Source organism: Nocardioides sp. (assembly GCF_030019515.1).
Lineage (GTDB): Bacteria > Actinomycetota > Actinomycetes > Propionibacteriales > Nocardioidaceae > Nocardioides.
The window spans coordinates 234,320-259,796 of sequence record NZ_JASEEQ010000006.1 but is presented as its reverse complement, the minus strand read 5'-3'; the positions used below and the strand labels follow the sequence as shown (position 1 = coordinate 259,796).

General features: G+C 70.3%; 23 protein-coding genes. 7 read left to right on the top strand and 16 right to left on the bottom strand.

What is annotated here, in order from left to right:
• Window positions 1-6: 6 nt before the first annotated feature.
• Window positions 7-1,773: a thiamine pyrophosphate-binding protein gene (locus tag QMC84_RS11130; RefSeq protein ID WP_300374831.1), complete on the bottom strand. Its 1,767-nt coding sequence runs from the start codon at window positions 1,771-1,773 to the stop codon at window positions 7-9.
• 115 nt (window positions 1,774-1,888) lie between these two features.
• Between QMC84_RS11130 and QMC84_RS11125 the strand changes: the two genes are divergently transcribed.
• Window positions 1,889-2,995, top strand: a complete 1,107-nt coding sequence (locus QMC84_RS11125) for a helix-turn-helix domain-containing protein (RefSeq protein ID WP_300374829.1) — start codon at window positions 1,889-1,891, stop codon at window positions 2,993-2,995.
• Between the two features lie 19 nt (window positions 2,996-3,014).
• Here the strand turns inward: QMC84_RS11125 and QMC84_RS11120 are convergent, their stop codons facing one another.
• From QMC84_RS11120 to QMC84_RS11110, 3 genes are all read right to left on the bottom strand, one after another.
• Complete coding sequence (locus QMC84_RS11120; protein WP_300374827.1) at window positions 3,015-3,794, bottom strand: methyltransferase domain-containing protein; 780 nt, start codon at window positions 3,792-3,794, stop codon at window positions 3,015-3,017.
• 1 nt (window position 3,795) lies between these two features.
• Window positions 3,796-4,158, bottom strand: a complete 363-nt coding sequence (locus tag QMC84_RS11115; protein ID WP_300374825.1) for a DsrE family protein — start codon at window positions 4,156-4,158, stop codon at window positions 3,796-3,798.
• A gap of 98 nt (window positions 4,159-4,256) precedes the next feature.
• On the bottom strand, window positions 4,257-5,822 hold the full coding sequence (locus tag QMC84_RS11110) for an HD domain-containing phosphohydrolase (protein ID WP_300374823.1): 1,566 nt from the start codon (window positions 5,820-5,822) through the stop codon (window positions 4,257-4,259).
• Window positions 5,823-5,982: 160 nt separating this feature from the next.
• On the opposite strand from QMC84_RS11110, the gene QMC84_RS11105 reads away from it, so the two are divergent.
• Complete coding sequence (locus tag QMC84_RS11105) at window positions 5,983-7,095, top strand: glutamate--cysteine ligase (protein ID WP_300374821.1); 1,113 nt, start codon at window positions 5,983-5,985, stop codon at window positions 7,093-7,095.
• 52 nt (window positions 7,096-7,147) lie between these two features.
• On the opposite strand, the gene QMC84_RS11100 is transcribed toward QMC84_RS11105, so the two are convergent.
• Both QMC84_RS11100 and QMC84_RS11095 read right to left on the bottom strand, forming a co-directional pair.
• Entirely contained in the window at window positions 7,148-8,254 is a 1,107-nt protein-coding gene (locus QMC84_RS11100) for a S8 family serine peptidase (protein WP_300374819.1), read from the bottom strand.
• A gap of 104 nt (window positions 8,255-8,358) precedes the next feature.
• A complete protein-coding gene (locus tag QMC84_RS11095; RefSeq protein WP_300374817.1) occupies window positions 8,359-9,867 on the bottom strand; it encodes a PucR family transcriptional regulator in 1,509 nt (502 codons plus the stop codon).
• Window positions 9,868-10,007: 140 nt separating this feature from the next.
• On the opposite strand from QMC84_RS11095, the gene QMC84_RS11090 reads away from it, so the two are divergent.
• From QMC84_RS11090 to QMC84_RS11075, 4 genes are read left to right on the top strand one after another with little or no spacing between them, the layout of a single operon-like run.
• Complete coding sequence (locus tag QMC84_RS11090; RefSeq protein ID WP_300374815.1) at window positions 10,008-11,519, top strand: aldehyde dehydrogenase family protein; 1,512 nt, start codon at window positions 10,008-10,010, stop codon at window positions 11,517-11,519.
• A gap of 32 nt (window positions 11,520-11,551) precedes the next feature.
• Entirely contained in the window at window positions 11,552-11,722 is a 171-nt protein-coding gene (locus tag QMC84_RS11085) for a hypothetical protein (protein ID WP_300374813.1), read from the top strand.
• Window positions 11,719-13,188, top strand: a complete 1,470-nt coding sequence (locus QMC84_RS11080; protein ID WP_300374811.1) for a cytosine permease — start codon at window positions 11,719-11,721, stop codon at window positions 13,186-13,188. The genes QMC84_RS11085 and QMC84_RS11080 overlap by 4 nt, the downstream gene beginning before the upstream one ends.
• A gap of 57 nt (window positions 13,189-13,245) precedes the next feature.
• Entirely contained in the window at window positions 13,246-15,696 is a 2,451-nt protein-coding gene (locus QMC84_RS11075) for an FAD-dependent oxidoreductase (RefSeq protein WP_300374809.1), read from the top strand.
• Window positions 15,697-15,782: 86 nt separating this feature from the next.
• Here QMC84_RS11075 and QMC84_RS11070 read toward each other — a convergent pair whose 3' ends face one another.
• The 10 genes from QMC84_RS11070 to QMC84_RS11025 all read right to left on the bottom strand — a co-directional run bounded on the left by QMC84_RS11070 (window position 15,783) and on the right by QMC84_RS11025 (window position 24,131).
• Window positions 15,783-16,748, bottom strand: coding sequence for a sugar kinase (locus tag QMC84_RS11070; RefSeq protein WP_300374807.1), 966 nt, complete (start codon window positions 16,746-16,748; stop codon window positions 15,783-15,785).
• A complete protein-coding gene (locus QMC84_RS11065) occupies window positions 16,745-17,383 on the bottom strand; it encodes a bifunctional 4-hydroxy-2-oxoglutarate aldolase/2-dehydro-3-deoxy-phosphogluconate aldolase (RefSeq protein ID WP_300374804.1) in 639 nt (212 codons plus the stop codon). The genes QMC84_RS11070 and QMC84_RS11065 overlap by 4 nt, the downstream gene beginning before the upstream one ends.
• 57 nt (window positions 17,384-17,440) lie before the next feature.
• On the bottom strand, window positions 17,441-18,694 hold the full coding sequence (locus QMC84_RS11060; protein WP_300374802.1) for an alanine racemase: 1,254 nt from the start codon (window positions 18,692-18,694) through the stop codon (window positions 17,441-17,443).
• A complete protein-coding gene (locus tag QMC84_RS11055) occupies window positions 18,691-19,158 on the bottom strand; it encodes a RidA family protein (protein ID WP_300374800.1) in 468 nt (155 codons plus the stop codon). Before QMC84_RS11055 ends, QMC84_RS11060 begins: the two co-directional genes overlap by 4 nt.
• 41 nt (window positions 19,159-19,199) lie before the next feature.
• Window positions 19,200-19,961, bottom strand: coding sequence for an amino acid ABC transporter ATP-binding protein (locus tag QMC84_RS11050; RefSeq protein ID WP_300374798.1), 762 nt, complete (start codon window positions 19,959-19,961; stop codon window positions 19,200-19,202).
• The gene (locus tag QMC84_RS11045; protein WP_300374796.1) at window positions 19,958-20,608 is read right to left on the bottom strand and encodes an amino acid ABC transporter permease; all 651 of its coding nucleotides are present in this window, start codon (window positions 20,606-20,608) and stop codon (window positions 19,958-19,960) included. The genes QMC84_RS11050 and QMC84_RS11045 overlap by 4 nt, the downstream gene beginning before the upstream one ends.
• Window positions 20,605-21,336 (bottom strand): amino acid ABC transporter permease, encoded by a 732-nt coding sequence (locus QMC84_RS11040; RefSeq protein WP_300374794.1) that lies wholly within the window; start codon window positions 21,334-21,336, stop codon window positions 20,605-20,607. The genes QMC84_RS11045 and QMC84_RS11040 overlap by 4 nt, the downstream gene beginning before the upstream one ends.
• Before the next feature lie 41 nt (window positions 21,337-21,377).
• Complete coding sequence (locus QMC84_RS11035; protein WP_300374792.1) at window positions 21,378-22,226, bottom strand: transporter substrate-binding domain-containing protein; 849 nt, start codon at window positions 22,224-22,226, stop codon at window positions 21,378-21,380.
• Window positions 22,223-23,047 (bottom strand): IclR family transcriptional regulator, encoded by an 825-nt coding sequence (locus tag QMC84_RS11030; RefSeq protein ID WP_300374790.1) that lies wholly within the window; start codon window positions 23,045-23,047, stop codon window positions 22,223-22,225. Before QMC84_RS11030 ends, QMC84_RS11035 begins: the two co-directional genes overlap by 4 nt.
• Window positions 23,048-23,321: 274 nt before the next feature.
• A complete protein-coding gene (locus tag QMC84_RS11025; RefSeq protein ID WP_300374879.1) occupies window positions 23,322-24,131 on the bottom strand; it encodes an EamA family transporter in 810 nt (269 codons plus the stop codon).
• 599 nt (window positions 24,132-24,730) lie between these two features.
• Between QMC84_RS11025 and QMC84_RS11020 the strand changes: the two genes are divergently transcribed.
• Window positions 24,731-25,378 carry a hypothetical protein gene (locus QMC84_RS11020; protein ID WP_300374788.1) on the top strand — a complete coding sequence of 216 codons (648 nt, stop codon included), beginning with the start codon at window positions 24,731-24,733 and terminating at the stop codon, window positions 25,376-25,378.
• The last annotated feature ends 99 nt before the right edge of the window (window positions 25,379-25,477 follow it).

Genomic DNA, 25,477 nt, shown 5'->3' with positions numbered 1-25,477 from the left:
CGCAGGTCAGCCCTTCGGCTCCTGGTGCATCTTCTTGAACGCCTGCAGGCCCGGCGCCCACAGGTGCTCGACCTGGTCGACGTGCACCTGCACCACCGCGGCGCGGCCGCAGTCGCGCGCCCGCTCCAGCGCCGCCGGCAGGTCGGCCGAGTCGGTCACCAGCTCGCCGTGGGCGCCCATCGCCTCGCCCATCAGGTCGTAGCGGCAGGGCGCGAAGTCGGCGTACACGATCTGGTCCGCCGGCAGCGTCGTGTTGGTCAGCATCCTGTGCGCCACCGTCGCGATCGGGCGGGCCTGGATCTGCTGGCTCATCTTCACCATCCCCCAGGCGCCGTCGACCAGGACGACGTAGACGATCGGCAGCCCGAGGCGCACCGCGCTCTCGACCTCGGTGGGGTGCATCCCGAAGGCGCCGTCGCCGATGAGCACGCAGACCCGCTGGTCCGGCGCCGCGACGGCGGCGCCGAGGGCCTGGCCCATGCCGGCGCCGAGCATGCCGAACTTGTACGTCGACAGGACGGTCCGCGGCACGTCGGCCGAGTGGTGGAAGTTCGACCACACCACCGTGTTGCCGCCGTCGAAGACCCACACGGTGTCGTCGGGCATCACCTGCTGGGCGACCGACGGCACGTGACCGGGGTGGACCGGGGACCCGGGCTTGAGCGCCTTGGCGCGCTTGGCCCGCTCGTCGGCGACCTTGCCGCGCCACCCCTCGAGCCGGTCCCGGCGCGCGGCCAGCCCGGGCACCGTCCGCCGCTCCACGGCGTCGGCCAGGCTCCGGAGGGCCTCGCGGGCGTCGGCCAGGATCGCCACGCTGACCGGCTTGTTGACGCCCAGCCGCTCGTCGTCGATGTCGACCTGGATCGTCCTCTGCAGAGCCGGCGACGCCCAGTTCGGCGCCTTGCCCCACCAGTCGGTCTCCCCCAGCCGGCTGCCGACGACCAGCGCCACGTCGGCGGCGTTGCGCACCTCGTCGTTGACGCCCAGGGCCGTCATCGGGATGGCCTCGGGCCGAGTCTCCGACAGCGCGCCGCGGGCCGCCCAGCTGGTCGTCACCGGTGCGGCGAGCAGGCCCGCGAGCCGGGCGAGCTCGGCCTCCGCGCCGGCGTGGTAGACCCCGGAGCCGGCGTGGATCATCGGCCACTCGGCCTCGACCAGCAACTGCGCGGCCCGCTCGACGAGGACCGGGTCGGGCTGCAGCGGCGTCGTACGCCGGTAGGACTCCGGCGCCCGCACCGCCCCGGCGTCGAGGCCGGTCGGCTGGTTGACGATGTTCTCGGGGACGTCGACGTGCACCACGCCGGGCCGGCCGCTGAAGCTCACCCGCAGCGCCCGCCGCAGGATCTCGGGCAGCCGGTCGGCGCTCGGCACGTGGCACGACCACTTGGTCATCGGCGCCGTCACGGCGGTCTGGTCGAAGTTCTGGTAGGTGCCGCCGCGGTCCGGGTGGGTGATGCCGACCCGTCGCCCGCTGGTGATCAGCAGGATCCGGTTGCCCTCGCCCTGCTCGACCGCGACGCCGGGCAGCACGTTCGCGACGCCGGGTCCGTTGGAGGCGATGCAGACCCCGAGCCGCCCGCTCACCCGGGCGTAGGCGCCGGCCATGTGCGCGGCGGCCGCCTCGTGGCGCGGGGAGTGCAGCGTGATGCTCTCGTCGCCCAGGGCGCGGTAGAGGCCGAAGTAGGTGCCGTCGATGATCCCGAACACCTGGTCGACGCCCTCGGCCGAGAGCATCCTGGCGATCAGCTGCCCCCCGGTCAGGCCCTTGGCCATGACTCCTCCTCTTGTGGCTGTGCCCACAAGGTAGGGGCCGTTGGACGGTGATGTCCTGTTCCGCGGCCTCACAAGTCCCCTTCCGTTGTGGCACACCACAATCCAGACTGGTGCGGTGTCCGACTGGGATCAGATCGCCGACCTCATCGAGCGGGTCGTCGCCGCGCCCGACCTGATGGACGACGTCGTCGAGGAGGTGCGCGCCTCGATCCGTGAGATCTCCGGCCTCGAGGCCTCCGACGTCGCCCGGCACACCCGCGCCCTGCTGGCCGCTGCTACCCGGGCGATCGCCTCCCGACGCGGGCCCACCGAGGCCGAGCTGTCCTTCGTCGAGGACCTCGCCGTCACCCGGGCCCGTCAGGGCGTGCCCATCCACGCCGTGCTGTCGGCCATCCACGTCGCCGAGCGCCGGATCTGGGCGCGTGCCAAGGTCACGGCGGCGCAGACGGGCGTGGAGGCGGCACTGGTCCTGGACGCCCGCGAGCTCTACGACGACTGGGCGCAGGAGGTGCGGGCGCGGCTGCTCCAGGCCCACCGCTCGGTCGAGGCGACGGAGCGCGCGATCGACACCGACGCCGACACCGTCCGGCGGCTGCTCCAGGGTGGGTCCGCCGCGTCGCTCGCGGCGGCCGCGGCGGGCCTGCCCGCCACCGGCCTGCACGTCCTCGTGGCACCGCACCCCGACGTGGCCGGCCTCACCGGCGCCGTACGACGAGCGCGGGCCGGGGTCGTCACCGTCACCGAGGCCGAGACCGTCGCCGTGGTCGGCCGGCTGCCGGGCGGGCTCACAGAGGCCCCGGGGCCGGTGGGCGTGGCCGGGCCGGGCACCCCGGAGGAGGCCGGTACCCTGCGGCGGCTGGCCGCGGCCGCCGCGCGAGCAGCCCACGCCCGCGGCCGCACCGGGACGGTCGACGTCGCCGAGGTCGCGACCCTCGCCGCCCAGCAGGACCGCGGCGACCTCGCCGCACTGCTCGTCGAGCGACACGCCCCGGCCATCGACGGCCTCGGCCGGGTCGCCGACCACACGGTGGCGACGGTGCGCGCCTGGCTCCAGTGCGGCTGCGACGCGGAGCGGGCCGCACGGGCGGAGTACGTGCACGCCAACACCGTGCGCAACCGGGTCGCGGCCCTCACCGCGGCGACCGGGCTGGACCCTCGCGACCCGTTCCAGGCGGTCGACCTCTGGTGGCTGTGCGTCACCTGGCAGGCGCGGCGCACCTGACGCAGACCCGCGACGTGGATCAGCGGCGTCGAGCCAGCAGGCTGATGCTCCGCACGCCGTACGTCGCGGTCGCGCCGGCCGCGCGCTCCGAGACGAACCGGTAGTCGTTGTCTCGGACCGTCTCCACGGCGAACCCGGCCGCGTCGATCATCGTCAGGTAGTCGTCGCGTTGCGCGGCGCCCCCGATGCACGCGGCCCACAGCGCCGCATCGCACGTGACCCCCTCCGGGAGCGGGGTCGCGGTCACGATGTCCGCGAGCGCGAGCCGTCCGCCGGGCCGCAGAGCGGCAGCCGCGGCGCGGAACACCGCCGGCTTGTCCGGGGACAGGTTGACCACGCCGTTGGAGATGACGACGTCGACCGACCCCGTCACGACGGGTGGGTGCTCGATGTAGCCCTCGAGGAACGAGGCGTTCACGAGGCCCGCGGTCGCCGCGAGCCGGGTCGCCTTCGCGAGCTGCGCCGGGGTCATGTCGACCCCGACGACGGCACCGGCCGGTCCGGCGGCGACGGCGGCGAGGAAGCTGTCGGTCCCGGACCCGCTGCCGAGGTCCAGCACCACCTCTCCGGGGCTGATCGCGGCGAGGTCGAGGAAGTATCCGACGCCCGCGAACGAGTCGATCGCCTCCGGCGGGATGGCGTCCAGGTCGCTCGCGGGATAGCCGAGGTGCTCGGCCAGCCGTCGGCCGGTCTCGAAATGGAACTCACGCTCCGGCGTGAGCGCGACTTCCTCGTACATCGCCTTGACGCGGGCCACGAGGTCGGTCGTGTCGAGTCGGCGGGTCGTCGGGGTCGTCATGTCAGTAGCTGAAGGTCGTGGCCGGCTCGTCGCCGATCCAGTTCCACATCGGGATGGTGCCGTTGATCTCCGCCCCCGGGACGAGGTCGTCGGGATCGATCCGGCGGGCGTTCACGCAGATCGGGCACACGTAGTAGCGGCCACCCGCGGCGTCGTACCGCTTGACCAGCTCCTCGATCGGCGGGCAGCCGTCGCAGGCGATCCCGACGGCGACCCCCGGCACCGCCAGGCGGACCGCCTCCTTGGTCAGGAACATCAGGGTCTCGCGACCGGTCTCCGCGGCACCCACGGCGACGAGGAACGCGACGACGACCTTCTCCGAATCCTCCAGGCCGGTGGTGAGGCTGATGACTGCTCTGCTCATGACGGACTCCCTTGCATCGCGGCGATCGAGTGCCACGACGCTAGGCGCGCCACCGGACGGTGTCGTCGGGCGAACACCCGACAAATCGCGAGATCGCCTCAGGGCTCGAGCGGGTCGAGGAGGCCGTTGCGCAGCGCGAACAGGGTGGCCGTCGACCGCGAGCACGCGCCGGTCTTGGCGTAGATCCGCTCGATGTGCGTCGCCGCCGTCTTGCGGGAGACCCCGAGGCGGGTGGCGACCTCGCTCGTCGCCGCACCGCGCGCGATCAGGACCAGGACCTCCACCTCCCGCTGGGTCAGACCGGCGGGACCGGCGACCCGGCGCCGACCGCCCGCTCCTGCAGCAGAGAGGACCGCATCGGCGGCGTCGGCGTCCAGGCGGCCGGCGCGCGCCTCGCTGCGCAGCTGCGCCGCCGCGTCCTTCACCGACCTCGCCGGGCGGCCGGTCCGGGGCTCGATCATCGTGCGCAGGGCGCAGGCCGCCGCCAGGACCCGGCCCACCATCGGGATCGACGCCCCACTCGCGCCACGGTGGTAGCCACTGCCGTCCATGCGCTCGTTCGCGTACGACGCGATCGTGCCGATCCTGGCGAGTGGCGCCGGGTGCGCCAGCACCCGCTCGGTGTAGTACGAGCTGACCCGGACCCGTTCCCACTCCGTCGCGGACAGCGCGCCCGGCTTGTCCAGGATCGTCGACGGCACCCCGTGCAGGCCGATGTCGTGCACGTACCCGGCCCGACGCGAAGCGGCCACGTCCGCAGCCGGAAGGCCGAGGCACGAGGCGGCCGCTCCGGCGAGCTCGGCGACGCCGCTGGAGTGTCCCGCGCGGTTCGGCGAGCGCAGGTCGGTGAAGTCGGCGAGTGCGGCCAGCGCGTCGTCGAGCTCGGACCCGGACAGGCATCGCCGCAGGGCGGGCTCGTCGGCGAGCATGCCCCGGAGGTCGTCGTCGTCGCCGAGAGCGGGGAGGACCTCCGTGGCGATGTCGCAGAACGCGTCGGCGAGGGCCGGGTCGAACTGCCGTCCGCGGCGCTCCCGGGCGACCCGGACCGCGGCCTCCACGCCGCCGTTGCGGTGGTACACCTCGGTGATGTCGCCGACGTGGAACAGCCGGACCCAGGGCGACAGGTCCTCCCCGCCGACGTGTGGCGGGACGCCCTGACCGTCCCAGCGCGCGAAGAACTGCCGCACCGCCGCCGACACGGCGTCGTCGAGACCGAGCCGCTCGGCCAGTGTGGACGTGATCAGGCAGTGGGCCTGGATGCCGCGCATGACTCGACGACCGCCGGTGGCCAGGAGCGTGGCGGCCACCCTGGCGCGCGCCGCCGCCGAGGCGCCGGCCCCCGCGTGGCCCAGGAAGAAGCGGTACGCCGCCATTCCCCCGAGGTCGACGTCGTAGCTGTCGGAACGGAAGGAGATGTCGTCCCCGAAGGTGGCCGCGACCTCCGGGGCGTCCGCGACGCATCCCACCCACGAGAGCATCGCGACGTAGAACAGGGCAGCCTGCTCGTCATCGGGGAGTCCGACGTGGGTGCCGAGTCGGGCGGCGATCCGCCACGATCGGAGCAGGTGCTCCATCGGCTGGCCGAGGCCGAGGTCGGTCGCCAGCGAGTACGCGGCCAACAGCTCCGCCAGCGTCACGCCCGAGTCGTCGGCCTCCCGCTCCACGTCCGTCAGCGTACGGCGCCCAGGCGGGCGCGACCATCCACGACGAGAGGACAGGTGCGGGTGACCCCGGGGTGCCCTCGCCGCGGCCTCCGGTGTCGTCGTGGCGGCGCGCAAGCACGAAGCGCTGGAGCGGCCAGCCGGACAGCCGCAGACTGTGGGCATGCGGACCGTCGGGGTCGAGGAAGAGTTCCTCCTCGTCGATGCCGACCACGGCCGGCCGATCCCGGCCGCGAGTCGGGCGCTTCGGGCCGCGACCGAGCGGGGCATCGCGGGAGGGGAGGTCACGACCGGGGCGCTGGTCCACGAGCTGCAGGAGCAGCAGCTCGAGGTCTACACGTCACCGCACGACTCGATGGCCTCGCTCGAGGCCGAGCTGCGTGCCTGGCGGGCCGTCGCCGCCTCGGCCGCGGCCGGGGCCGGCGCCCGGCTGGTGGCGAGCGCGACCTCCCCCGTCCGGGTCGAGCCGCAGCGGGTACGGGACCCGCGCTACGACCGGATGGCCGAGCGGTTCGGGATCGTCACCGACGAGCAGCTCACCTGCGGCTGCCACGTGCACGTCTCGGTGAGGTCGACGGCCGAGGCCGTCGGGGTCCTGGACCGGATCCGGGTCTGGCTGCCGGCGCTGCTCGCGCTCAGCGCCAACTCCCCCTTCTGGCAGGGCCGGGACACCGGCTACGCGAGCTTCCGGATCCAGGCGCTCGGCCGGTGGCCGGTGTCCGGCCCGACGGAGCTGTTCCAGACCGCAATGGCCTACGAGGAGCTGGTCGAGCAGGTGCTCGCCGCCGAGGTCGTCCTCGACCGAGGGATGCTGTACTTCGACGCCCGCGCGTCGCATTGCTTCCCCACTGTGGAGGTCCGTGTGACGGACGTCTGCCTCGACGTGCGCGACACGGTGCTGATCGCCGCCCTGTGCCGCGCGCTCGTCGAGACCAGCGCCGCGTCCTGGGCTGCCGGCGAACCGCCGCCGCAGGTGTCCGCCGTACTGCTGAGGTTGGCCACCTGGCACGCCTCCAGGTGGGGCATCGGCGCGAGCCTCCTCGATCCGCTGACCGCCCGTCCGCTCCCCGCCGCCGAGGTCGTCGGCCGGCTTGTCGACGAGGTCCGCCCGGCCCTGCGCCGCAGCGGGGACGACGGCCTGGTCGCCGAAGGAGTCGACCGGATCCTCCAGCACGGGAACGGGGCGACCTGGCAGCGCGACGTGTTCGCCAGGTCGAGCAGTCTGGACGAGGTGGTCGCCCGGCTGGCCCGCGCCACCAGCGACGACCGCGGCTGAGCCGACCGGGCCGACACGGACCCGGACCGCGGACCCCGGTGGCCGGGCGGGCCTACTTCTTCTTGCCGTGCGGTCGGACGACGGTGGCGGCGGTAACGACCGGACTGGCCACCGCCGCCTGGGCGTCGACGATGCCGTGGCCGTAGCTGCTCGTGAACACCCCGGTGCCGAGTCCCGGTGTGCGGGCGGTGTCGACCAGGGCGTCGTGGACGTTGGCCGCCGTGCGTCCCTGGGCGTAGAGCAGGGCCGCCACGCCCGCGACGTGCGGTGTCGCCATCGAGGTGCCCGCGTAGTAGTCGTAGTCCTGCTGGCCGCAGGCAGCCGATCCGGTACCGAGCGGCACCGTGGAGACGATGTCGTCCGCACAGGCCACCAGCCCGGCGCCGCCCGGTGCGGCCACGGCGTCCATGTCGGGCTTGATCGCGCCGTTGGAGTACCACGCCGGGGTCTCGTCGCGGGTCGTCGAGGTGACGCACAGGGCGCCGGCCTCGAACGATGGCGTGTCGCAGACCGGGAAGCTCTCGTTGCCCGCGGCGGCGACCACGAGCACGCCCTGGGCGGTGGCGTAAGCGATGGCGTCGGTCACGGTCGACTCGAGTCCGGTGAGGCTGAGGGCCTGGGCACCCGGGACGGCGCCGAGGCTCAGGTTGACGACGCTGGCGCCGTGGTCGACGGCGTACCGGATCCCGTTGGCGATGTCCCCGAAGGAGCCGCTGCCGTCCTCGAGCGACTTGATCGGCATCACCTTGGCGTCCCGGGCAACACCCGCGATTCCGAGGCTGTTGTCAGCCGCCGCGGCCACGATGCCGCTCACGTGGGTGCCATGGCTGTCGGCGGGCTGGGCCTCGCCGTCCATGCCCACCCAGCTGCCGTCACCGCAGTAGCTCTGCTTGGGTCCGCAGCCGACCGTGGTGACGCCGGAGACCAGCTGGCCCTGCAGGTCGGGGTGGTTCAGGTCGACCCCGGAGTCGACGACGGCGACCACGACCCCGGAGCCGGTGCTCGTGGCCCAGGCGGCCTCGGCCCGGACCTGGTCGAGGCCCCACTGCTGGGACCGCAGCGGATCGTTGGTCGCGGCGGTGGCGGGACCGCCGACGAGAGTGGTGGTGATGGCGGCCAGGGTGACGCCGAGGATGCTGATGGTCGTGCGCAGAGGCATGCGAGAACTCCCGAGTGAGTGGTTGTGCGATCCAACGAGCCTTCCGCGACCAGGTCACGCGCAGGTAGCAGGTTGCCGGCCCTCCGCGATCCCGGGGAGCGTGCTCACGGCTCGACGAGGCCGGAGGCGGTCGCTGCCTGCAACGCCAACCACAGATCGGCGATGTCGGCGGTGTCGGAGGTCTTGCGGGAGGTGAGCTCTTCTACCCGGCGCATGCGATACACCAAGGTCTGTTTGTGGATGTGCAGCCGGTCGGCGGCGCGCTGCCAGGACCGATTCTCCTGCAAGAAGATCTGCAACGACTCGATCAGATGCGTGTCGTGGGTCGCGTCGTACGTCAGCAGGTCCCCGAGGACGCGTCGCGCCGCCGCCCGGCTGTCGTCGCGGTCGCCGGGCAGGAAGACCGAGTCGCCGAGGTCGTCGGAGTGGTGCAGCAGCGGCAGCCGCCGCTCCTGGGCGCGGTGCAGCGCCCACCGTGCCTGCCGCTGGGCGGTGGGCAGGTCGGCCGGTGCGGTCACCGGGTCGCTGATGCCGACCGTCGCCCCTGGCGGCAGGGCCTCGACGACGCTTGCGGCCGAGGCCGCATCGTCGCAGAGGAGCACGTAGGTCGTCGGCGGCCGGTGCAGCATGATGTGGTCGACGCCGGCATCACCGAGCTCGTGGTGCAGCAGGTGCAGGTCCGGCCCGTCGGAGCCCGCATCGCAGGCCGCGAGTACGACGCCGGCGCCGCCGAGACCGACGCTCGCGAGCTGGTCCCGCGCCGTGGCGGCGCCGATCCGCTGGTCGAGGATCTGGGCCAGCAGCGAGGCACCCACTCGCAGTGAGCGCTCACGCTCGGCGAAGAGCCGGGTCTCGTGGAGAGCGACGGCGGCCGCCATGTGCTGCAGCACGATCGAGTGCGGAGGACTTCCCGCAGAGGTCCACGCGAGCAGCGCCGCAGGCCGCGGCGAGGGCACCAGCGCCGCTCGCGCCTGGAAGCCAGCCACGTCGAACCCGACGGGGGCCTCGTCGCCGTCCACCGGCGACCAGGCCGCGACGGCACGGGCGAGCGCGTCGGGGACCTCGCGGACCGGTGCCCCACGACGCGTCGTCGTGGGGTCGACGATCGCGAGCCGGCACCGCGCGACCTCCTCGAGCGCCCCGAGCAGGGCCGCCAGCTCGAGGCCCTGGGCGCTCGACCGGCGCAGCACCTCGTAGACGCGCTCGGTCTGGTCGATGCGGGCGAGGTGCTCCTGCGTGCTGGCGTCGGCGACGGCCCGCGCGAGGGCGATGAACGGGATCTCGTAGCGGGTGATCATGAGCGGCAGCGCGTGCCGGTCGGCGGCCGCCAGCATCCGCGGGTGCAGCGCTGGGGCGTTCATGTTCTCTCCCACGGCCACTCCCGCGGCGCCCACGGCGGCCAGCCGCTCGACGTACTCGACCTGGACGTCCGCCGACGCCGAGATGCCGAGCCCGGTGGTCATCAGCAGGTCGCCATCCCCGACCCAGGACCAGGGATCAGGCAGCTCGCAGACGTGCGCCCAGCCGATCGACCGGCCGGTCCCAGCCGCGCCCGCGATCACCCGGGTGGCCAGCTCCGAGCGCTCGACCAGTTGCTCGACGGTCAGCGTCATTCTTGTCCCTTGGTATGACGACACGGCGGGAGTTCATACTAACGATCGATTGTGGCCCACGCCACACGGTCTCTACCTTCATGTCGACAGCCAACCCGGACCTCGCCCACGGGCGAGACGCGGACCGCACGGAGGCCCCGATGAGCGTCCCGAAGCAGATGAGCAGGCTCAGCCGCGGCCTCTACGTGCGTGGCGCGCTGCGAGAGAGCGCCGGCGAGGCGTGGCTGGTGCACAACCCGGCCACCGACGAGGTCCTCGGCGAGGTCGCCGACGCCACCGACGACGAGGTCGACGACGTGCTGGCGGGCGCCGCCGAGGCGGCGCCCGGCTGGTGGTCGCTGTCCGCGCTCGAGCGCGCCGAGCGGCTGCACCGCGTCGCGCAGACCCTGCGCGGCATGCGTTCCGAGCTCGCCGAGCTGCTCACCCGGGAGATGGGCAAGACCTACAAGGAGAGCGCGGACGAGGTCGACTGGTCGATCACGGCCCTGGACTACTACGCGGAGATCGGACGCCACGACACCGGCCACGTGATCGGCCCCGCGGTGGCGGGCCAGATGCACTACACCGTCAAGGAGCCGATGGGCGTCGTCGCGATCATCCTGCCGTTCAACTACCCGTACGTCCTGCTGTGCTGGGAGGCAGCGGCCGCGCTCGCGGCCGGCAATGCGGTCGTCGTCAAGCCGTCGGAGTACACCAGCCTCAGCACGCTGCGCTTCGTGGAGGCGTTCGAGGGCCTTGGCCCCGGAGTCGTGCAGTGCGTGACCGGCCGGGGACGGGTCGGCGGCAGGCTCGTCGAGAGCCGCGGGACCCACATGGTCGCGTTCACCGGGAGCGTCCCGACCGGCCGCGCGGTGGCCCGGGCCTGTGCCGAGAGCTTCAAGCCCCACCTCATCGAGACCTCCGGCAACGACCCGTTCCTGGTGATGCCCTCGGCTCCGCTCGACGTCGCCGCCCGCGGCGCGGCCTTCGCCGCGTTCCTCAACTGCGGACAGGTCTGCACGTCGGCCGAGCGGTTCTACGTGCACACCGAGGTGTACGACGAGTTCGCCGCCCGGCTCGTCGAGGAGGCCCGCAAGGTCCGGGTCGGCAACGGGCTCGACAAGGTCGACATGGGGCCGATGGTCAACGAGCACGAGTACCGGCGGTTCACCGCGATCGTGGACCGCGCCGTCGAGCAGGGCGCGACGGTCGCGTGCGGTGGCGGGCGCCCCGAGGGTCTGGACAGCGGCTGGTTCTACGAGCCGACGGTCCTCCTCGACGTCACACCGGACATGGACATCGTCCACGGCGAGAGCTTCGGCCCGGTCGCACCGCTGGTGCGGGTGTCGAGCTTCGACGAGGCGATGCGGCTGGCCAACGACTCCGACTTCGGGCTCGGCGCCAACATCTTCACCCGCGACCTGCTCGAGGTCTCGCGCGCCACGACCGGCCTGGAGTCCGGGATGGTGTGGGTCAACGCCCCTCTGCTCGACAACGACGCGGGCCCGTTCGGCGGCCGCAAGCTCTCCGGCACCGGCCGGCAGCTCGGCGCCGAAGGGCTCGACCAGTTCCGACACACGAAGCTGGTGATGGTGGACTCGGCCGCCAGCCCCCAGGACTTCTGGTGGTTCCCGTACCCCGACGACGAGTGCTACCCCGACAACAGCCGCTGACCGCTTCGGGGCTGACCGAGAGGAAGACCGAGATGGACAAACCCATGCCCGCCGAGCTCGAGGAGCGGATCCGCTTCTACGAGCTGCCCGAGAACGACCCGGGACCGCTGGTCACCGCCGACTGGACGATCCTGGCGGCGACCGGGGTGGTGCTCCCGATCGTGTGCCTGGTCCTCGGCTGGCTCGTCGGGTGGCCGTCATGAGCGTGCGGGAGCACCCGGTCACCGTGCCCGAGAGCCGCGACGCCGAGACGGCCTGGCCGTTGCTGCCGGGTGAACGCACCTGGAGGACGCGGCAGCTGTTCGTCGTCCTGCTCGTGGCCGCGTCGGCGACCTGGTGCTACATCATCGGCGAGTACGTCGGCTACTACCTGCCGCTCTGGCCGGGAGCGCTGGCGATGACCGCCGGAGCCATGATCGGCATGCTGCTGGTCACGCTCGCCGTCGTACCCGCCTCCAGCCGCTACGGCATCGACTCCATCCAGGCCGCCGTCCCCCAGTTCGGGCGCAACGGCTGGACCCTCACCGTGTCGCTGCAGTACCTGTCGATCATCGGCTGGAACTCGCTGCTGCTCATCTTCTTCGGCAAGTCGTTCGCCGAGTTCCTCAACGCGGTCGGCATCGGCGGGTCGGGCATCGAGTCGTGGGTGGTGCCGATCGGCACTCTCGTCGCCTGCGCCGTGGTCTTCGTGATCCTCGTGCGCGGCGCGACCGGCCTGGAGCGCGTGTCGGCCGTGCTGTTCTTCTTCATCGTCGGGGTCGGCGTCTTCCTGATCGCGATGCTGCTCATCAAGCAGGGCGGAGATCTCGCCGACGCGCAGCCGGCGTACGCCTCGGCGAAGCGCCTGGACTTCCAGTACGGCGTCGAGATCGGGCTGGTGAGCCTGCTCTCGTGGTGGCCCTACATCGGCTCGATGACCCGGCAGGCGCCTAGCCCGCGGATCGCGGTCATGCCGTCGATGCTCGGCATGGGGCTGCCCGTGCCGGTGCTCAGCGTCGTGGGGCTGGCCGGCATCCTGGTCCTCGAGACCTCGGACCCCGCGCAGTGGATGACCGAGGTCGGCGGGAACTTCCTGGGCGCGATCGCGCTGCTGTTCGTGATCGCCGCGAACTTCGGCACGGCCACCGCCGGCATCTACGCGTCCACGGTCGGCCTCAAGTCGGTCCCCGGGCTCGGACGGCTGTCGTGGAACGTCGCCCTCGCGCTGTCACTGGTCCCGGTGATGGTGATCGGCGTGGTGCTGCCCGACTGGTTCTTCGACCACTTCGGCACCTTCCTCGCCTACATCGGCGTGTTCTTCGCTCCGATCGTGGGCATCCAGATCGTCGACTACTTCGGGCTGCGTCGTCAGAACATCAGCCTGCGCGCCATCTACGACCGGAGCCCGGATGCGCCGTACGCGTACTGGTTCGGCCTCAACCCGGCCGCGGTCGTGGCCATGGCCGCCGGCGTGGTCACCTACCTGTACCTGCTCAACCCGCAGACCTATGTGATCCGGGAGCCGTTCTCGTTCCTCGGTGCGTCCCTGCCGGCCGCCCTGGTCGCCGCGGTCGTGCACGCGGTGCTGACGGTGACGCTGATCCGCAGGGCCGGTCGCGGCGGTTACCGGACCGGCGCCGAGGCCGACGCCCAGCCAGTCGGTCCGGCATCGGTCCAGCCGCAACCGTGACCTGCCGACCGCCACGACCCGCGTCCTGACACGTCCCACCAGATGGAGGAGAAGCCGGTGGCCGACCCCTTGCCTCGCCATGCCCAGGTCGTCGTCGTGGGGGGCGGCATCGTCGGCTGCAGCGTCGCCCATCAGTTGACGAGGCGCGGAGTCCGAGACGTCCTGGTGCTGGAGCAGAACACCCTCACCTCCGGGACCACCTGGCACGCAGCCGGCCTGATCACCCAGGCCCGGCCGACCTGGGGGACCCGGGAGATCGTCAGGAGGAGCCTGGAGATCTACCGCACGCTCGAGGCGGAGACGGGACTCTCGACCGGCTACCAGCAGACGGGCACCCTCCACCTGGCGACGACCGAGGCGAGGCGCCAGGAGCTGCTGCGCCAGGCGTCGAGCGCACGGGGCAATGGCATCCGGGTCGAGATGCTCGACCCCGGCCAGACCCTCGAGCTGTTCCCGCTGCTCTCCTCGGACGGGCTGGTGTGCTCGGCGTACTACCCCGACGAGGGCCGGGCGACCGCCACCGACATCACGATGTCCCTGGCCCGGGGGGCCCGGGCCGGCGGGGCCCGGCTGCGCGAGCATGTGACGGTCACCGGGTTCGCCACCGAGGGTGGCCGCGTCGTGGGCGTGTCCACGACCCTCGGCGACGTCGAGGCCGACGTGGTGGTCAACTGCACCGGGATGTGGGGGCGAGAGACCGGCGCGATGGCCGGCGTGCAGCACCCCTTGCAGGCCCTCGCCCACTACTACGTGGTCACCGACAAGATCGACGGCCTGCCGGTCGGGATGCCGACCGTGAAGAGCGGGGACGACTTCTCCTACGTCAAGGACGACGCCGGGTCCCTCATGGTGGGCTTCTTCGAGCCGGGCAGCTACGCCTGGGCCTCCGGCGGGATCCCCGACAACGAGGGGTTCATCCACCTGCCCGAGGACTGGGACCACATCGGGCCGTTCTACGAGCGGATGACGGACCGGATCCCGGCGCTGGCTGACGCCCGGATCCGGCTGTTCTTCTGCGGTCCGGAGAGCTTCACCCCCGACGGGCTCTACCACCTCGGCGAGGTGCCCGGCCTGCGCGACTACTACGTGGCGGCGGGCTTCAACTCCGTCGGGATGCTCAGCGGGCCGGGCGCCGGGGCGGTGCTCGCCGACTGGATCGTCGACGGGCACCCGCCGGTGGACCTACCGGAGGTCGACCCGCGCCGGACGATGCCGCACGAGACCAACCGGCGCTTCCTGGAGCAGCGGGTCACCGAGACGCTGGACCTGTCCTACGCGGTGCACTGGCCGTTCGAGCAGCGCCGCAGCGCCCGGCCGCTGCGGCGCAGCGCGCTGCACGGCTGCACCGCCGCGGCGGGCGCCGTGTTCGGGGAGCTGCTGGGGTGGGAGCGCCCGAACTGGTACGCGCGGCCCGGCGACGACCGGGACGAGCCCCCGACCTGGGGTCGCCCGTCGTGGTTCCGGCGCTCGGCCGAGGAGCACGACGCCGTACGCACGAACGTCGGCATGTTCGACATCTCCAGCTACGGCAAGCTGCTGGTCCAGGGCCGCGATGCGACGACGGTGCTGCAGCGCGTGTGCGCGAACGACGTCGACGTGGACCCGGGCCGGATCGTCTACACGCAGTGGCTCAACGACCGGGGCGGCATCGAGGCCGACCTCACCGTCACCCGCCTCGACGAGCACGAGTACCTCGTGCTCACGGCTCCGGCGTCGGCGTACCGGGACCTCGACTGGCTACGCCGCGCGATCGGCGAGTCCGAGAACGCGACCGTCGCCGACGTGTCGGGAACGATGGCGATGGTCGCCGTGATGGGGCCGGAGGCGCGCCGGTTCCTACAACCGCTCACCGACAGCGACCTCTCCCACACCGCCTTCCCGTTCGGCACCTCGCGCGAGATCGATCTCGGCCTGGGCTTCGTGCGGGCGACGCGGATCACCTACGTGGGTGAGCTCGGCTGGGAGCTCCTGGTCCCGGCGGACATCGCGGTGCACGTGTGGGACACGCTGCGCGACGCCGGCGCTCGTCTCGGGCTGCGTCCGGCGGGCTACCACGCCCTCAACTCCCTGCGGCTCGAGAAGGCCTACCGTGGCTGGGGGCACGACATCTCCAGCGGGGACACCCCGCTCGAGGCGGGCCTTGGCTTCGCGGTCGCCTGGGACAAGCCCGGGGGCTTCACCGGCCGGGAGGCGCTGCTCCGCCAGAAGGCGCACGGTCCGCGGCGACGCCTGGTACAACTCGCGCTCGACGACCCGGCGCCGATGCTCCTGCACGACGAGCCGATCTTCCGCGACGGCGAGCTCGTCGGCCGGGTGACGTCCGCGGCCTACGGCCATACGCTCGGCCGCGCCGTCGCGCTCGGGTACGTCAACGCGCCGGAGGCCGGCCTGCCGCGATCCTGGTACGAGTCGGGGCGGTACGCGGTGGAGCTTGCCGGAGAGCGACACGGCGTCCGGGCCAGTCTGCAACCGATGTATGACCCGAAGTCGGAGCGACCCAAGAGCTAGACGGTATGAGTCATTCTCGGTGGATCGTGGGGCGTGCTCGCACCGACATCGAGAGAGCCGAGCCTCCTGACAGGGACCGTCGGCGTTCAGCGCAGCACGTCGTCGCCTGGATGTCGGAGTGATTCCAGGTCTTCGAGGCTGGGGAGCCCCTGCCAGTCGCCCTTGGTGGTAGCAGCCCAGGCGCCCATGAGGGCTGCCCAGCGCAGGCCCGTTGTCGGTGCGCCATCTCGGATGAGGGCAGCGAGGAATCCCGCCGCGAACGCGTCGCCGGCGCCGACGGGGTCGACCGTCTGCACGGGAATCGGCTCGACCATGTGGTCATGGCCGTGTATCGACGCGACGGCACCGAGTGGACCTCGTTTGACGATGGCGATGCCGCCGCCCAGAGCTGCCAGCTCGTGTGCCAACGTCGTCGCGTCTTGTCCCGGGCAGGCGATGCGCGCCTCAGCCTCCGAGGCGAAGACCACATCTGCGTTCGCGGCCAGCCACCGGAACTCTTCGCGTGCCTCGTCCTCGGACCACAGCGCCCGGCGGAAGTTCAGGTCTATCGAGACGATTGTGTCGGAATCGCGGCTGATCTGCACGGACTTGCGGACCGCGTCGGCCGCCGACTGGCTCAGGGCGGGTGTGATCGCGCTGGTGTGGAACACCCTTGCGTTCTGGAGCTGTTCCACGTCGACGTCATCCGGCCCGAGTGCCGATCCGGCGCTGTGGGTGCGGTAGTAGGTCACGTGCGTCGAGTGACCTGTCCGCGGCGCCTTGAGCATGATGCCCGTCGGCCGGGAAGCATCCATGGACGCATGGACCCGTACACCTTCTGCTCGGAGCTCCCGGAGCACGAGGTGACCGAGCTCGTCGCCGCCGACCCGTCCGGTCCAGGAGGCCACGATCCCTAGTCGAGCTGCACCGATCGCAACATTGGACTCTGAACCGCCGACACCGAGCTCCAGCTGCCGTGCATGCCGGAGGGGAGTCGTCTCGAGATGGGTCAGGAGCGCCATGGTCTCGCCCATGGTGACGAGCTCCACCTCCGCCGTCTCATGGCCGCTCATGTGTGTCTCCCGCCCTGGCGCGCCGCGGTGACGAACTGCTCAACGCGGTCCCGGAGCTCCGGGTCCGGCCCGTCGACCAGTGCGCGTTGGGTCAACGGCGTCCCGATGCCGACAGCGACGGCACCGGCGCGCAGGTACTCCGTGATGTGCTCCTCCCTCACACCGCCGGTGGGGATGAGCTGTACGTCGGGAAGCGGGTCGCGCAGGGCCCGCAGGTACGCGGGGCCGCCCAGCTGGGAGGCCGGGAAGACCTTGACTGCGGCCGCGCCACATCTCCACGCCGTCGCGACCTCGGTCGGTGTGGCCGCGCCAGGAATGTGCGGCATCCCCAGCGTGTGTGCCCGCTCGAGCAGCGGCAAGTCCAGACACGGCGACAGCGTGTAGCTCGCGCCGGCTGTTCGTGCCCCCTCGATATCGGCGACCGTCATGACGGTGCCGGCACCGATCTCGGCGGAGTCGCCGAGGCTGCTCCGAAGCTCCTCGATCACGGACAGGGCTCGCGGCGTCGTGAGGGTGACCTCGATGCAGGTGACCCCCGCTTGGTTCAGCACGACGGCGACCGAGACGAGGTGGGTGCTGACCGGGGCCCGCAGCACAGCGATGATGCGCGTGTCTGCGATGGCGTCCGGAAGCACCTGTCGAGGATTGTCGGTCGAGACCATATGCCCGTGGTTCTCCAGTCTGCTCGGTGATCAGAAGTAGGTAGTGACTGAACCGGTGACGGTGTAGTTGTCATCAACCAGAGGGATGTGGCGCCACTTGTCGAAAGCGGTGCAGGGATGCGAGATTCCGCATCCGATCCAGTCGCCTGGTCTCAACGGGTCGGCTGCGGGAAGCCTGATGTAGGCATGCTGGTCGTTGAGGCCGGTGACGGACAGCTCATCACCGGGACGTTCGTCTAGACCCTCGGCGTTGCGGACACGACGCACCAGCGGCAGCCCTTGGTCGAAGGGAACGTCCCTCCTGCCGAAGTCGGCGAATGCGAGGTCGGGCTCGGGCCGGGAGAGGATGCGGCCCCAGATCTCCAGTGCCGGTTGCAGCGTGTGTGCCGACGCGGGCTGGCTGAACGCGGAGATGTCCCGGTACAGCCCGTCGTCATGCGAGACGTAGCTGCCGGATCGGATCACGATGACGGGCTCCGACCGCGGCAGCACGGCGGTCTTGAGGGTGTCGACGACGATGTCGAAGTAGGCGCCTCCGCCGACGCTCAGAATCACCTCGTTGCTGCTGAAGAGTGACTGCGCGTCGAGGACCGCAGCGACCTGGGCGACGTGCTGACAGTAGGAGGTGATCGTCGCTGTCGTGGCAGAGCCTCGACCGGTGACCAGGGCCCCCTCGTAGCCGGCGACGCCCCTGAGGTTCAGGCTCTGGGACGCCGATGCGGCCCGTGCCACCCGTTCGGCCTCGTCCTGGGTGCGGACGCCGGTGCGTGCTCCGGGAATCGAGACCTCTACCAGTACGTCGAGAGCGACGTCGGCTCCGACAGCACGCACGGTCTCGTCGAGGATCCGCACGCCTTCCAAGGAGTCTACGTAACACAGGAACTCGTGGTCGGGACGCTCCGAGAGGTGCCTGACGATCCAGTCGATCCCGGCGCGGTCCACGAGCTCGTTGGCCAGCAGCACCCGGGGGATGCCGAACTGCCAGAGAGTCCTGACCTGAGCCGGGGTGGCGGCAGAGATCGCCCATGCCCCGGCACTCAGCTGGCGACGCGTCAGCTCCGGAGACATGGTCGTCTTTCCGTGCGGCGCGACGAGGACACCCTCGTCCTGGCAATAGCGCGCGAGCTCGGACAGGTTGTGCTCGACAGCCGACTCCTTCAACACCATCACAGGCGAGAACACCGTGCCGTCGGTCAGGACGTGGGTCCCCACCGCTATCGGCTCGTGGCCGTCCCCCGGCGCCGACTTGAAGGTGCCGTCGTGACTCGTGTATGGGTGCGTCACTGGTCCGGCTTCACGCTGACGATCAGCTCCACCTCGACCGGGGCGCCGTACGGCAACTCCGCCAGACCCAACGCCGACCGGGCATGCTTCCCGCGCTCGCCGAACACCTGCTCGAGCAGGACCGAGGCGCCGTTGATCACCGCCGGGTGGTCCTCGAAGCCCTCCGCCGACGCGACGAATCCTGTCAGCTTCACGACACTCTCGATCGCGTCGAGGCTTCCGAGCTCCTGCTCGAGGGCAGCCAGGCAGTTCAGGATCGAGAGGCGAGCTGCCTCTTGCCCCTGGGCCACGTCGAGCTCTCGTCCCAGCTTGCCCTTCAACAGCAGCTTCCCGTCGCGAGTCGGCGTCTGGCCGGAGGAGAAGACCAGGTTGCCCACGCGGCGCGCCGGTACGTAGTTGGCCACCGGTACGGGCACGGGCGGAAGCTCGAGGCCGAGGGCTGCAAGGTGTTCGGTTGTGGGCATGGTGGTTGCCTTTCGGGGGTGTCGGATCGGCTCAGAACCAGTCAGGCTTCGAACACGCGAGCCAGGAACTGTTGGGTGCGGGGGTGTTGCGGGTTCTGCAGGACCTGCTCAGGCGTTCCCTGCTCGGCGATGACCCCGTCGTCCATGAAGACCACGCGGTCGGCCGTCCTCTGTGCGAAGCCCATCTCATGAGTCACCACCACCATCGTCATGCCCTCCGTGGCCAGGCTCCGCATGACCGAGGTGACCTCGCCAACGAGCTCGGGGTCGAGCGCAGAGGTCGCCTCGTCGAAGAACATGATGCGAGGGTTCACGGCAAGGGCCCGGGCGATCGCGACACGCTGTTGCTGCCCACCGGAGAGCTGGGATGGATAGTTCTCGCAACGGTCTTGCATCCCGACCCGCGTCAGCGCCTTCAACGCGACCGCTTCCGCCTCGTTGGTGCTCATCTTGAGCACCTTCCGCAGCGCGAGCGTCACGTTCCCCATGGCGTTCAGGTGAGGGAAGAGGTTGAACTGCTGGAACACCATCCCCACGTGACCGCGGATCTCAGGGGCACGCTTCGGCTCGTGCATGGGAATGCCGCCCACGAACACCTGTCCCGAATCCGCGGTCTCGAGGCCGCTCATGATTCGCAGTAGGGTGCTCTTGCCGGAGCCTGACGCACCGATCAGGACGACCACCTCGCCGTCCTCGACCTCGAGATCGATGTTCTTGAGGACCTCTACTGCGCCGAACGCCTTCGTGACGGCGCGGAGCTGGACGTTGCTCCCGATGGTGGCGCCGTTTGCTGTCGCGGTCATGCGGGCACGATCTTTCTCTCATTCCTGCGCACCCACAGAGAGAGTGGGTAGCAGATGACGAAGTACAGGGCTGCGATCGTCAGGTAGATGGGAATCGGTTCGGCGGTCCGGTCCACGATGGCTTGGCCGGCCTTCATGAGCTCCACCAAACCGATGACGAACGCGATCGAGGTGTCCTTGATCAGCGAGATGAACTGACCGATCAGGGGAGGAAACACGATGCGTCGGGTCTGGGGAAGGACGACGAACCTGAAGGTCTGCATCGCCGAGAGTCCCAGCGTCTGTGCAGCTTCTCGTTGAGCCGACGGGACAGCCTGGATCCCCGAACGGAAGATCTCGGCGACGTATGCGCCGTGATAGACGCTGAGGCCCACCGCAGCGGCGGCGAACACGTTGGAGCTGTAGCCGAGGTAGAGCGCGGCACCGAAGTACACGAAGAGCAACGTAATGGGCAGTGGTGAGCCCCGGAACACCTCCACGTACGCCCGTGCGAGGCCCGCGACGATGCGCAGACGAACGGTCCGAAGGCCCCCGACCAGGAGCCCGATGACCGTGCACCCGATGATCGACACCACGGCCAGCTCAAGCGTCAGCAGGAATGCTCGCAACAGCTGGGGAAGGCTGATCCAGATGAGCTGCCAGTTCACGAGCTCACCTCCACTGGAATGGCTGAGGGCCGTGTCCGGCGGAGGGGCCACAATCCCGGTCTTGCCTGATCCAGCGCGGGTTTGAACATCACCCGTCCCAGGAGCCCGGCCGCGAACGACAGGGCGTTGCTGAGGATCAGGTAGAGCAGCAAGGTGAGGGCGAAGACTTGGACGAACAGCAGGGTTCGCGCGTTGATCACCGTGGCTACCCCGGTCAGCTCCGGGACCGCGATGGCGGTGAGCAGCGAGGTGCCCAGGAGTACCTGGATCAGGTTGTTGACCGTTGCCGGGTACACGTTTCGCAACGCTTGCGGCGCTATGACCGATGCGAAGGTCTGGCGAGGCGAAAGCCCCAGGACCTGCGCCGCCTCACCCTGGCCGCGTGCCACCGAGGAGATGCCGGCCCGGAACACTTCACACAGATACGCGCCGACGTTCACGCCGATGGCTACGACGCCCGCCGTCACCGCGTCCAGACGGACTCCGACCGACGGCAAGGCGAAGAAGACGACGAATATCTGCAGGAGAACGGGAGTGTTCCTGATCACCTCCACGTACGCCCCGGCCAGCAGCCGGAACATCACCCACCTGGAGTTCCTGGCGAGCGCAGCGACCAGACCGCATACCAGAGCCAGCAGGAACGCCTGGAGAGTGATCCACAAGGTCAAGCCCATCGCGTCCAGGAACTCGGGCAGGTACTCGAACACGGTGCGCCACTGGTAAGACACCGGGTTCTCCTCTCAACGTGCCGGTGAGCCTGAGTGGATGGTCAGTACTGGGGGTTCAGCGGGTACGTCGGGTCCACGCCGAACCACTTGTTGTACAGGCTCTTGTTCTCGCCTGACGCGTTCAGGCGGAACAGGAACTGGTTGAGGTAGTTCACCCACACCTGGTCGCCCTGCTTGACGCCGAAGGCGTTGTACTCCAGCGGGACCAGGGCATCGCTGGTGACTTCCAGGGCCGGGTTCAGCTTCGCCTGGTAGGCGAGGAAGTTGGAGTCCTCGATCATCGTGTCGGCCTGTCCCTGCTTGACGGCAAGGATCGCTGCCTGCGAGGTGTCGTACTCGTCGGTCTTGACGTCGATCCCGAGGTCCTTGAGGACATCGGCGTTGGTCGACCCCTTGACGGTCGCGACGGTCTTGCCTGGCAGGTCCTGAGCCGAGGAGATGCCGCTGTCCTTGTGGACCAGCAGGGCCTGACTCGCCACGACGTACGGGTCGGTGAAGTCGATCTCCCGAGCGCGCTCGCCGTTCCTCGTGAAGTTGCAGAAGACGACATCGACCTTGTCGGTCTGGAGGTTCGGGATCCGGTTCGCCGAGGTCGTGTCAACGACCTCCAGCTTCACTCCCAGGTCTTCGGCGAGGCGCTTCGCGATGTCGACGTCGTAGCCGTCCGGCTCCCCGCTCTCGTCCTTGAACCCGAACGGCGCGAACGAGAGACAGTCGCCGACCCGGACAGTTCCCCGCTCGAGCACCGTCTTGAGGGCAGACGAGGTCGCCGTGCTCTCGAAGGACGCGTCGGAGGAGTCCCCAGCCGTCCCCGGAGTGCATCCGACCAGGCTGAGGGTGGCGAGAACACCTACGGCGACCGAGACGATGCGGGTCTTGGACTGCTTCATGTAACTTCCTTTTCTTGGTCTGGACGAGGATGTAGACGGGTGTTTCGGTTGTGCCTGCGAGCGCCGAGCAGCTCGGAGATCTTGTCGGCAGCCGACGAGATGAGGTCCGCCAGTTCTTCCATCCGGTCGCCGATGCGATCGGCAGGGCCTGAGACGCTGACCGCCGCGGCCACGGCGTCCATGTGGTCGAACACCGGACTCGCGAGACAGCGGATGCCGTCCTCGTTCTCGATGTCGTCGACGCTGAAGCCGCGTTCGCGGATCGTGGCGAGATCCTCCGCGAGCTTGTCTGCCGAGACGATGGTGCGATCTGTTCGTCTGGGCAGCCCGGCCGTGACGACACGGTCGAACTCCTCGGTCGGCAGGTGCGCCAGGATTGCCTTGCCCGACGCCGTGGAATGGACCGCAGCACGGTCCCCCACCCGGGACGCCATCTGCATGGGAGCAGACCCGCTGATCTTGTCGACGTAGACCACCTGCGCATCGCTGTAGACCATCAGGTGAACGGTCTCGTTCGACACCTTGGCCAGCTCGGCAAGCAACGGTCGAGCAGCTGCTCGGAGGTCGAGGTTGTTCAGGTAGGCGCCGCCGAGGGACACCGCTCCTACGCCCACCGCATAGCTACCGTCGCGCCGCTGCTGCACGAGCCTCGTCTCCAGCAGAGGCGTCAGGAGCCTCAGGATCGTGCTCTTGGAGGCCCCAACCTGCAGAGCGAGGTCGGACAACGATGCGCCCTCCCCGCGATTCCAGGTAGCGAGCACGTTCAGGATCGCGAGCGCACGCCGGACCGACGAGGAGTTGTTGCGCGGTGAAGTACTCATGGCTCCGATTCTGCATTGCAAAATGGCGTTCTGTAACGCAGAGGACGCTAGGAGGCGGTCGCGTGGACTGTCAAGACCTTCGCCGCGCAAGAGTCGGCTCTGTCGTCGGTTCAGCGACACCGCGGTACGGCGCCGGGCCAGACAGCCAGGCATTGCTGGGGATCCGCCCCCGGACGACGGGTGTCAGTGAAGGCTGCTGGTGGACTAGGCGACCCGCCAATCCCTCGAGCGGGTCGAGCTCCACTCCCGGCGCCCCCAGGTGTCGCCGCGGGGCCTATCCCCAGACGGTCAGCCCGCTGACACCGGCAACGATGACGATCACTCCCACGATCTGCACGCGTCCCAGCCGTTCCCGGAAAAGTAGGTAGGCCATGATCGCGGCGAGCGGTGCGAACTGGGACGAGAGCACCGAGGCGATCGCGATGTTCTCGCGCGCCCCCCACGAGAACACGGCGATACCCAGCACCTCGACGGAGCCCATCCCCAGCACCAGGGGAGCGACCCGTCGGTTGATCTGCAACCGCCCGCTCAGCACCAGCGGGACCGTCAGGGCGAGAACCCCCACCACCCGTGCTGGCAGGAGGACCCACGAGATCGGAAGCTCTCCGCTCAGGTGCGCCATGGCATACAGCGACACCCCGAAGAACACGGCACCGCAGACCGCGAGCCCGGAAGAGAGGGCCAGGCGCTCGTGCTCCAACGGGAAGGGGTCGGGCGTTCCTGCGGCCAGGACGACGCCGACCATGATGACGACGAGGAGGAAGACGACGTTCGGCGCCAGGCTCTCTCCCAGCCGGGCGGCGATCACGGCAGCGAGCGCCCCCTCGGTGGCAAGGATCGGCGCCACGACGCCGACCTTGCCCCAGCGGAACGCGTAGGCCGCAAGCACCAGTCCCCCGACGTTGCCGACTCCGGCCACGACCAGCCACCCCACGTTCGATCGGGCCGAGTCAGGGATCCCCGAGAGGGCGGCGAGTGGTGCCGTGAGGACAAGTCCCACCAACATGGCCCAGGCGACGACCGACCAGCCGCTGATGTGCCGGCTGGCGCGAGAGTTCAGCAACGAGCTGGAGGCGAAGAACACGGCCGCGATGAAGCCGCCCGCGATGCTGATCACCGCATGACCTCGGGCCCGCGGTCGCAGGAAGGCGTGCCGGCGCCCGATCGGGCCTGCGCCTCAGCGCGAGCGCCGGGCGCGAGCCGGCGACCACTACCGCGGCCCTGGCCGACGATCCCACCCACAGCGCAACCCCATCACGTCGGTTCGAGGCGGTCTCGCCGGTCCCGAACCCTGCGGCCGCAAAGCGCACGCCAGTCTAGGGGACCCTACTGGGTGCCCCCCGACCGGATTCGAGCCGTTGCCCGAGGTCCAAGGTCGCGGCCCCGGCTCTCTATATGACGTACCGGCAAGTCGGACCAGCGGTGGTTTGGTCAGTGCTTCGGGGAGACGTTCGACCGGGGTGACGATATCAGGGGCACCAACGCGGACCGCACGGACTTCGACTACCTCCAGTGGTACAACTCCTCTGGCGGCATCAACTTCTTCTCCGGCGTGGACATCTATGAGGACCCGGCCGCGTACTCGCGCTACCAGCGTCAGGCGACAAACCCGTCCGGCGGCGGGCGAGGGTTCCAGATCTGGACCGACCCCGCGTGACTCGGCACTCGTACAAGGAGAATCGGATGAAGGTCATCGTCGCAACGGTGGCAGCCACCGCACTGACGGGTCTCGTCGGCACGATCGGGGTCACCGCCGTGCACGGTTCGGGCGCTGCCGCCAACGACAGCAGTGCCACCGGCACGAGCGCTGTCGCCGCCAGCGGGAAGGTCGAGACCGCCGCCTCGTCCACGCAGGGCGGGGTGCCCGTCGGCTACGGCGTGAGCGCGGAGGTACAAGAGGCCCTGCTTCGCCAAGGCATCCGGGTCGACAGTGCCGGTGAGCCAGGCTCGGCGACGACCGACCCCGCCGCGTTGTTCTCCGGTACGGCCGATGGCGCCGGCGCGGACGCTGCAGTGCCGGAGCAGGTGTCCCTGGCGCGCATCACCGATCTCCAGTACGGCCGGGTGGTCGACGCGGACGGGAACCCGGTCGCGGACCCGGGGCCGCAATCCGGCGGCCAGCTGGAGCCGCGGATCAACGACCGGCTGGTGTGGCTGGCGACATTCTCGCACGCGGAGGTCCCCGTCGGCGGGTCGCCGGTGAGCGGGATCGGACCGGACGGGCAGCCGGTCACCACGGACTCTCCGGATGTCCAGATGGCCACGATGGACCTGTACGTGGTCCGGGACGCGTTGACCGGTGCCGTCCTCGAAGCCGGCAGCCTCGACTGACTCAGTCATCCGGTTCCCGGGGGAACCGTCCCCACCTCGGAGGCGGTCCTCCCCGCTGAACCGGCCGGTCTTCGGGCACGTGTTCGCGCCGGCCAGGAC

What these genes read in the sequence shown, in the direction of transcription:
- QMC84_RS11105 (WP_300374821.1), top strand. Translation starts at nt 5,983, where the DNA reads ATGCGGACCGTCGGGGTCGAGGAAGAGTTCCTCCTCGTCGATGCCGAC.
- QMC84_RS11020 (WP_300374788.1), top strand. Translation starts at nt 24,731, where the DNA reads ATGAAGGTCATCGTCGCAACGGTGGCAGCCACCGCACTGACGGGTCTC.
- QMC84_RS11120 (WP_300374827.1), bottom strand. Translation starts at nt 3,794, where the DNA reads ATGACGACCCCGACGACCCGCCGACTCGACACGACCGACCTCGTGGCC.
- QMC84_RS11070 (WP_300374807.1), bottom strand. Translation starts at nt 16,748, where the DNA reads ATGAGCGGCCATGAGACGGCGGAGGTGGAGCTCGTCACCATGGGCGAG.
- QMC84_RS11030 (WP_300374790.1), bottom strand. Translation starts at nt 23,047, where the DNA reads ATGAGTACTTCACCGCGCAACAACTCCTCGTCGGTCCGGCGTGCGCTC.
- QMC84_RS11055 (WP_300374800.1), bottom strand. Translation starts at nt 19,158, where the DNA reads ATGCCCACAACCGAACACCTTGCAGCCCTCGGCCTCGAGCTTCCGCCC.
- QMC84_RS11115 (WP_300374825.1), bottom strand. Translation starts at nt 4,158, where the DNA reads ATGAGCAGAGCAGTCATCAGCCTCACCACCGGCCTGGAGGATTCGGAG.
- QMC84_RS11095 (WP_300374817.1), bottom strand. Translation starts at nt 9,867, where the DNA reads ATGACGCTGACCGTCGAGCAACTGGTCGAGCGCTCGGAGCTGGCCACC.
- QMC84_RS11050 (WP_300374798.1), bottom strand. Translation starts at nt 19,961, where the DNA reads ATGACCGCGACAGCAAACGGCGCCACCATCGGGAGCAACGTCCAGCTC.
- QMC84_RS11080 (WP_300374811.1), top strand. Translation starts at nt 11,719, where the DNA reads ATGAGCGTGCGGGAGCACCCGGTCACCGTGCCCGAGAGCCGCGACGCC.
- QMC84_RS11090 (WP_300374815.1), top strand. Translation starts at nt 10,008, where the DNA reads ATGAGCGTCCCGAAGCAGATGAGCAGGCTCAGCCGCGGCCTCTACGTG.
- QMC84_RS11130 (WP_300374831.1), bottom strand. Translation starts at nt 1,773, where the DNA reads ATGGCCAAGGGCCTGACCGGGGGGCAGCTGATCGCCAGGATGCTCTCG.
- QMC84_RS11100 (WP_300374819.1), bottom strand. Translation starts at nt 8,254, where the DNA reads ATGCCTCTGCGCACGACCATCAGCATCCTCGGCGTCACCCTGGCCGCC.
- QMC84_RS11035 (WP_300374792.1), bottom strand. Translation starts at nt 22,226, where the DNA reads ATGAAGCAGTCCAAGACCCGCATCGTCTCGGTCGCCGTAGGTGTTCTC.
- QMC84_RS11085 (WP_300374813.1), top strand. Translation starts at nt 11,552, where the DNA reads ATGGACAAACCCATGCCCGCCGAGCTCGAGGAGCGGATCCGCTTCTAC.